5 protein-coding genes are annotated in these 6226 nt (G+C 67.4%); 3 read left to right on the forward strand and 2 right to left on the reverse strand.

Annotated elements, in window-relative coordinates:
* The first annotated feature begins 306 nt into the window (after window positions 1–306).
* Together ACE04A_RS23210 and ACE04A_RS23215 are read left to right on the forward strand one after the other, a co-directional pair.
* Window positions 307–678, forward strand: a complete 372-nt coding sequence (locus ACE04A_RS23210; protein ID WP_448716606.1) for a DUF805 domain-containing protein — start codon at window positions 307–309, stop codon at window positions 676–678.
* Between the two features lie 32 nt (window positions 679–710).
* Window positions 711–2261 carry an NAD(P)/FAD-dependent oxidoreductase gene (locus ACE04A_RS23215; RefSeq protein ID WP_448716607.1) on the forward strand — a complete coding sequence of 517 codons (1551 nt, stop codon included), beginning with the start codon at window positions 711–713 and terminating at the stop codon, window positions 2259–2261.
* Here the strand turns inward: ACE04A_RS23215 and ACE04A_RS23220 are convergent.
* Window positions 2258–3706 carry an MFS transporter gene (locus tag ACE04A_RS23220; RefSeq protein ID WP_448716608.1) on the reverse strand — a complete coding sequence of 483 codons (1449 nt, stop codon included), beginning with the start codon at window positions 3704–3706 and terminating at the stop codon, window positions 2258–2260. The genes ACE04A_RS23215 and ACE04A_RS23220 overlap by 4 nt on opposite strands.
* Window positions 3707–3867: 161 nt before the next feature.
* On the opposite strand from ACE04A_RS23220, the gene ACE04A_RS23225 reads away from it, so the two are divergent.
* On the forward strand, window positions 3868–4755 hold the full coding sequence (locus tag ACE04A_RS23225) for a LysR family transcriptional regulator (RefSeq protein ID WP_448716609.1): 888 nt from the start codon (window positions 3868–3870) through the stop codon (window positions 4753–4755).
* 22 nt (window positions 4756–4777) lie between these two features.
* On the opposite strand, the gene ACE04A_RS23230 is transcribed toward ACE04A_RS23225, so the two are convergent.
* Window positions 4778–6226: argininosuccinate lyase (locus tag ACE04A_RS23230; RefSeq protein ID WP_485820559.1), on the reverse strand; the 1449-nt coding region annotated here is incomplete at its 5' end.

Consider the following 6226-nt stretch of genomic DNA (forward strand, 5'->3'; position numbering starts at 1 on the left):
GCGCCTGGCGGTGCTGCCCGGCGCAGCGCCGCGCTCGGCCTTCGGCCTGCCCGGCCCCTTGGGCCTGCCGCACCTTAGCGGCCACACATAGCCGGCCACACTTGATCGGCGCCCCACTAGGCGGGCCCCCCTAGGCGGGCCCCCCTAGGCGGCCCCCCCTAGGCGGGCCCCATGATCGGCCCCATCCCCTGACGGGCTGAGCCCACGCGGGCCGTGCCCGCCCCACCTATTTCTTTGGCGTTTCCCCGCCGCCCGCGCCCACCCCGGCGCGGATGGCGCACATCTTTTGCAAACAGGAGAACCTTCATGAAATGGTATCTGCAAGCCCTTAAACACTACGCCGTCTTCGAAGGACGCGCGCCGCGCCGCGAGTACTGGATCTTCGTGCTGTGCCAGATCTTGATGGTGTTGGCGATTTCCGCCGTGGAACGCGCGCTGGCCATCGCCAACCCCGAAATCCTGTTCGGCTGGTACACGGCGGGCTTTCTGCTTTTGACCTTGCTTCCCGCATTGGCGGTATCTATCCGCCGCCTGCATGACACCGGCCGCAGCGGCTGGTGGGGCCTTCTGCATGCCGTGCCGGTCATCGGCACGCTGCTGTTGCAGGCCTTCATGCTTGCCGCCGGCGCCCCGGGCCGCAACCGCTACGGCGCCGCTCCCACCCCCAAGACGGCCTGAGCCCCCCCGTACCCGCTACCAGGAATCTCGACATGACATTGAATCGACGCGAATTCATCCTCAAGACGGCCGCCGCTTCGACCGCGGCTTCCGCCGTCGGCGCGCTGGGCTTGTGGCCGGCGGCCTCCTCGGCCCTGTCCTCGCCACTGACCACCGTGCCGCTTGGCAACACGGCCTTGCAACCCGCCCAATTGCTGCAAGACGCGCGCAAGACCGCCACCCAATTGGGCATCGACCCGCGCATCTGGAACTGGCGCCAGGACGCCAGCCCGTCCGACCCCATGCCCGCCAACTATTACGAAGCGTCGCTGTCCGAGTGGCCGTCGTTCGGCACCTTGCCCGGCGATCTGGCCTGCGACGTCGTCGTCATCGGCGGCGGCTTGCTGGGCGCGTCCACCGCGCTGCACCTGGCCGAAGCGGGTGTAGACGTCGTGCTGATCGAAAAAGACCATATCGGCTCGGGCGCCTCGGGCCGCAACGGCGGGCAGATGACGCCCGGCCTGGCGCGCTGGGAAGCCGGCACCATGCTGGACAAGCTCTCCACCGACGAAGCGCGGCGCCTGTGGCGCTTTGCGTCGGTAGAAGCCATGGAAACGGTGGACGGCCTGCGCGACCGCTACGGTTTCGATTGCGACCGCAAGCGCGGCCACATCACGGCGGCGGTGCATGCGGGCCATATGGGCGCGCTGGTTGAAAACGCCGACGCGCGCCGCCGCCTGGGCGATGACGACGTGAAGATCATCGGGCGGCACGAACTGAAAGAGCAGTACGTGAAGTCCGACATCTATTTCGGCGCCGCCATCGACGGCGGCGGCGGCCAGGTACAGCCGCTGGCCTTGCTGCGCGGCCTGGTCCACGCCTTCGTCAAACTGGGCGGGCGGGTCTACGACAACACCACCGCACAAGCGATTGAAGAGTCGCCGAGCAGCACGCTGGTCAAGACCGCGCAAGGCGCGATCAAGGCCCGCCGCGCCGTGGTGCTGGCCGTGCACAGCGCCACCTTCCAGTTCATGCCGGGCAGCGCCACCACCGTGCCCTTCTTCACCTATGTGGCCGTCACCCCGCCGCTGGGCGACACCCTGGATGCGCTGATTCCGTCGGGCCTGCCGGTCTACGACACGCAACTGCAAATTGACTACTACCGCCCGGTGCGCAACAAGCGGCTGCTGTTTGGTGGCCAAGGCACGGGCAATTCGTGGTCGCCGCGCGACGTCAACAACTACCTGCTGGACCGCATCAAGACCGTGTTCCCGCAGTTGGAAAAGCCCGAGCTGGAATATTCCTGGAGCGGCATCAGTGACCTGACGTTGAACGGCGCCACCGACAGCCGCAAGAGCGCGGGCGACGTGCCGGTGTACATGGTGCATGGCTGGAGCGGCCACGGCGTGGCGCAGACGGTACGCATCGGCCGCGCCATCAGCGACGACCTGACCGGCCGCAATACCGACTACGCCATGCTGACGCGCTTTGACCACGCGGGCATTCCGTTGGGCAGGCATTTGTCGCCCGTCGCCATTCCGCTGATCAAGGGCGCGCTGGGCGTGATGGGCATCATCAACCCGGCCGACATGGTGTCGTTCTAAGCCGCCACGCGCGCGCGGCCCCGGTCCAACACCGCCAAGGCCAAGGCCACCAGCAACAAGGCCGCGGCCAAGGCGTACGTCCACCGCATGCCCGTCGCCAAGGCGGCGGGCGAGACGGCCCGGAGGTCGCCCGCGCCAGCCGCCCAGGCGAACACCGCGCCCATCAACGATGCGCCGGTAATAAAGCCCAGGTTGCGCGACAGGTTCAACACGCCCGATACCGCGCCCCGCTGGTCCGCGCCCGCGCAGGCCATGACGGCACTGCTGTTGGCGGCCTGGAAGAGCGCGTAGCCGCTGGTGATCACCGCGAGCGGCGCCACGTATTCCGCCACGCGCGCCATCCCCGCCACACCGCCAACCACCAGCGGCACCCAGGGCAGCAAGATCGCGCCGGTTGCCATCGCGGCCAAGCCGGCCAGCATCACCCGCTGCGCGCCATAGCGGTCCACGCCGCGCCCGGCCGGCACGCCCACCAGCGCCGCCACCACAGGGCCGCAAGACATCACCAGCCCGACCCGCGCGGCGTCAAGGCCCAGCGCGCCCGCCAGGTAGAACGGCCCCACCACCAGCGTCGTCATCATCACGGTGGACACCAGCGTGTTGGTCGCCACGCCCGCCCGCAGCGTGGGCTGGCGAAACAGCGCCAACTGAATCAAGGGCGACGCGGCCTTGGCCTGCATCCGCACGAACGCCACCGCCGCCACCGTGGCCGCCAACAGCAGCACGGCCTGGCTTGCGCCAAAGCCGCCCAAGCCGCCATCGGCCGTCATCGCCAGTGCATACGCCGCAATGCCCAGCGCCAGCAGCAGCGAACCCATCACGTCAAAGCGTGCGCGTGGCTGGGCGGCGGGCTTACGGTGCGCCGGCAGATAAGCCCAGGCCAGCGCGAACGCCACCGCGCCCAGCGGCAGATTGATCAGGAAGATCAGCGGCCAGCCCCAGCCACTGATCAGCAAGCCGCCCAAGGTGGGCCCCAGCGCCGTGCCCACCGCCGACATCGTGCCCAGCAGCCCCATCACGCTACCGGTCTTCTCTTTAGGCACGGCCTCGCTGGCGAACGCCATCGTCAACGCCATCATGACGGCGGCGCCCAGACCTTGTACGGCACGCGCCCCGATCAAGCCCATCAAGCCGCCCAGCCAGGGTGACGCGCCACACAGCGCCGGCCCCACAGTGAATAGGCCGATGCCCACCAGCATCAGACGCCGACGCCCCATCAAGTCGCCCAAGCGGCCCACACTGACGATCAGCGTGGTAATGGCAAGCAAGTACGCCAACACCACCCATTGCACGTCCTGAAAGCGCGCTTCGAACGCTTGCGCAAGCGTCGGCAAGGCGACGTTGGCGATACTGGTGGCCAGCGCGGGCAGCAGCATGCACAAGGACAGGCAGGCCAGAAGGGGAATGGATGAGGACGGGGAAGCGGGGGAAGCTTGGGTATGCACGATCAGGCCTGCAAGCAAAGCGGGCCACCAACACGGCGCCCTCAACACATCCTAGGCGTTGCGATTACAAGGCGGAAGGCGCAGCATTTGCATTGAATACCTGCACCAAACGCCATACCAACATTAACGGGGCAGCACACATCCGTGCTACGTTTGCGAGCATGGCCACGCCCGATCTCAACCTGCTTATCACCCTGGATGCCTTGCTTGACGAAGGCAGCGTGGCACGCGCCGCGCGACGCTTGCGGCTAAGCCCGTCGGCCATGAGCCGTGCGCTGGCGCGTCTGCGCGCCACCACGGGCGACCCGCTGCTGGTGCGCGCCGGACGCGGGCTGGTTCCTACGCCGCGCGCGCTGGCGTTGCGCGCCCATGTGCATGAACTGGTGCAAGCCGTGGAAGCCGTGCTGCGGCCCGCCGACGCATTGGACCTGGCGCGGCTGGATCGCAGCTTCACGCTGCGTGCCAGCGACGGCTTTGTCGAAAATTTCGGCGCCCGGCTGCTCGCCCGCACTGGCGACGAAGCCCCCGGCGTGCGGCTGCGCTTTATGCAGAAGACCGACAAAAGCAGTGCGCCGCTGCGCGAAGGCGAGGTCGACCTGGAAACCGGCGTGGTGGGCGACGCGGCCAGCCCCGAGCTGCGCACGCGCGCGCTGTTTGAAGACCGCTTCATCGGCGTGGTGCGCGCGGGCCATCCGATTAGTGGCGGCAAGATCACGCTGGCCCGCTACGCCAAGGCGCAACACATTCTGATGTCGCGCCGCAATCAGGACAAAGGGCCGGTGGACGACGCCTTGGCTGCCACGGGGCGGCAACGGCACATCGCCACCGTGGTGGGCGGCTTCTCCGCCGCGCTGGCGTTGGCCCGGGAATCGGACCTGATCGCCACCGTGCCGGAACGGCACACCGGCACGCTGCGCGCCGGCCTGCACAGCTTTGCGCTGCCCTTCCCGGTACCGGCGATTACCGTGTCGATGCTGTGGCATCCCCGCATGGACGGCGACGCCGCGCATCGCTGGCTGCGCGGGTGCGTGCTGGACGCCGTCCAGTAGCCCCGCGCACCACGGCCTGCGCTTACTTCGTGGCGCTGGACGCCAGGGCGTTGAACTGCTTGTCCAGCTCGGCCAGCGACTGGTTGATGTGGGCGCGGCGATCCTGAATCCACTTGCCCTGCTCGCTCAACTGCGCGCGCGCTTCTTTCACCATGCGGTCCATCTCGGCAGGCTGCGGGCCGCCGATAGTGGCGCGGTTCTTCACAATGGCCACCGGGTCCAGCGTCGAACGGAATTCCGCTTCGCTCATCGGCAGTTCCTTGGCGTACTTGGAGTCTTTCATGGCATCCGCGTAGATGCGGCGGGCCTGCTCATACGGAAAGTCCAGCGGCTTGATGTTGTTGGCTTTCGCGTAGGTGACCACTTCTGATGCAAAGTGGTGACCGTCGCGGAACGGCAGCTTGTACTTGCGCATCAGCACGTCGGCCAGTTCCTGCGAGGCCGTCCAGTCGCTGTTCAGCTCTTCCAGCGCGCGCTCGGGGCTGATGGCCATGGCCTTCAACACGCGATCCCAGCGCTTTAGCGCCGAGATGCCGCTGTCGACCATCGCGGAATTCTGCTTTACGTCCTTGGGGTCGCTCATGCCCGGCGTGATGTTGTGCGTCTGGATGATTGGCCCCATCGCCAGCGTCACGGCGGTGGAGGCATCGCTGCGGGTGTCGTTCAACAAACCCGGGTTGCGCTTTTGCGGCATGGCGCTGGACACATAGGTATTGCCACCGCCCTCTTGCAGCAGGATCCAGGGGCGCGACTGCGCGTACTGCGTCATGACGTCTTCAACGAAGTTGCCGGTGCGCAGCGCGATGCTGGTCACGATGGACCCCACTTCCACCGGCTGGTCCATGGACGAGATCTGCGAGGCGTCGTAGGCGTTGTCGACCAGCGCTTCAAAGCCCAGGTATTGCGCCATGCGCTTGCGGTCCAGCGGCCAACTGGTGCCGTTGAGCACGGTGGTGCCCATGGGCGAGCGGTCGATGCGCGCATAGGCTTCGCGGATACGCTGCGCGTCGCGCGCCAGGCCTGCTGCCTGACCCAGCAGGTAGTGGCCATAGCTGTTGGGCTGCGCGGCCACGCCATTGGTGTAGTTCGGCACGACGGTGCCGGCGTGCTTGGCGGCCAGTTCCACCAGCGTGGTGGACGTCTTGTTCAACTGGTCGGCCAGGTCCAGCAGCTTGTCGCGCAGGATGGCGCTGCGGTAGGTCGCGTGCATGTCCTGGCTGGAGCGGCCGGCGTGCAGCAGCGTGATGTCTTCGCCCGCCGCCTTGATCAACAGGGGTTCAAAGGTGATGACGGTGGCGGGGCGTTTGCCGCCGGGCTGATTGCCGTCGTGGATCACCTTGGCCACGCCCGCCGCCAGGCGCGGCGCCATGGACTTGTCCAACAGCCCTTCGTCGGTGTTGATGACGGTGGTGGCTTTGTTGATTTCCCCCAACCAGAAGAAGGGATCGCGTGGGGTGGCGGGGGCTGGGGC

The sequence above is a fragment of the Achromobacter colocynthidis genome (assembly GCF_057334535.1).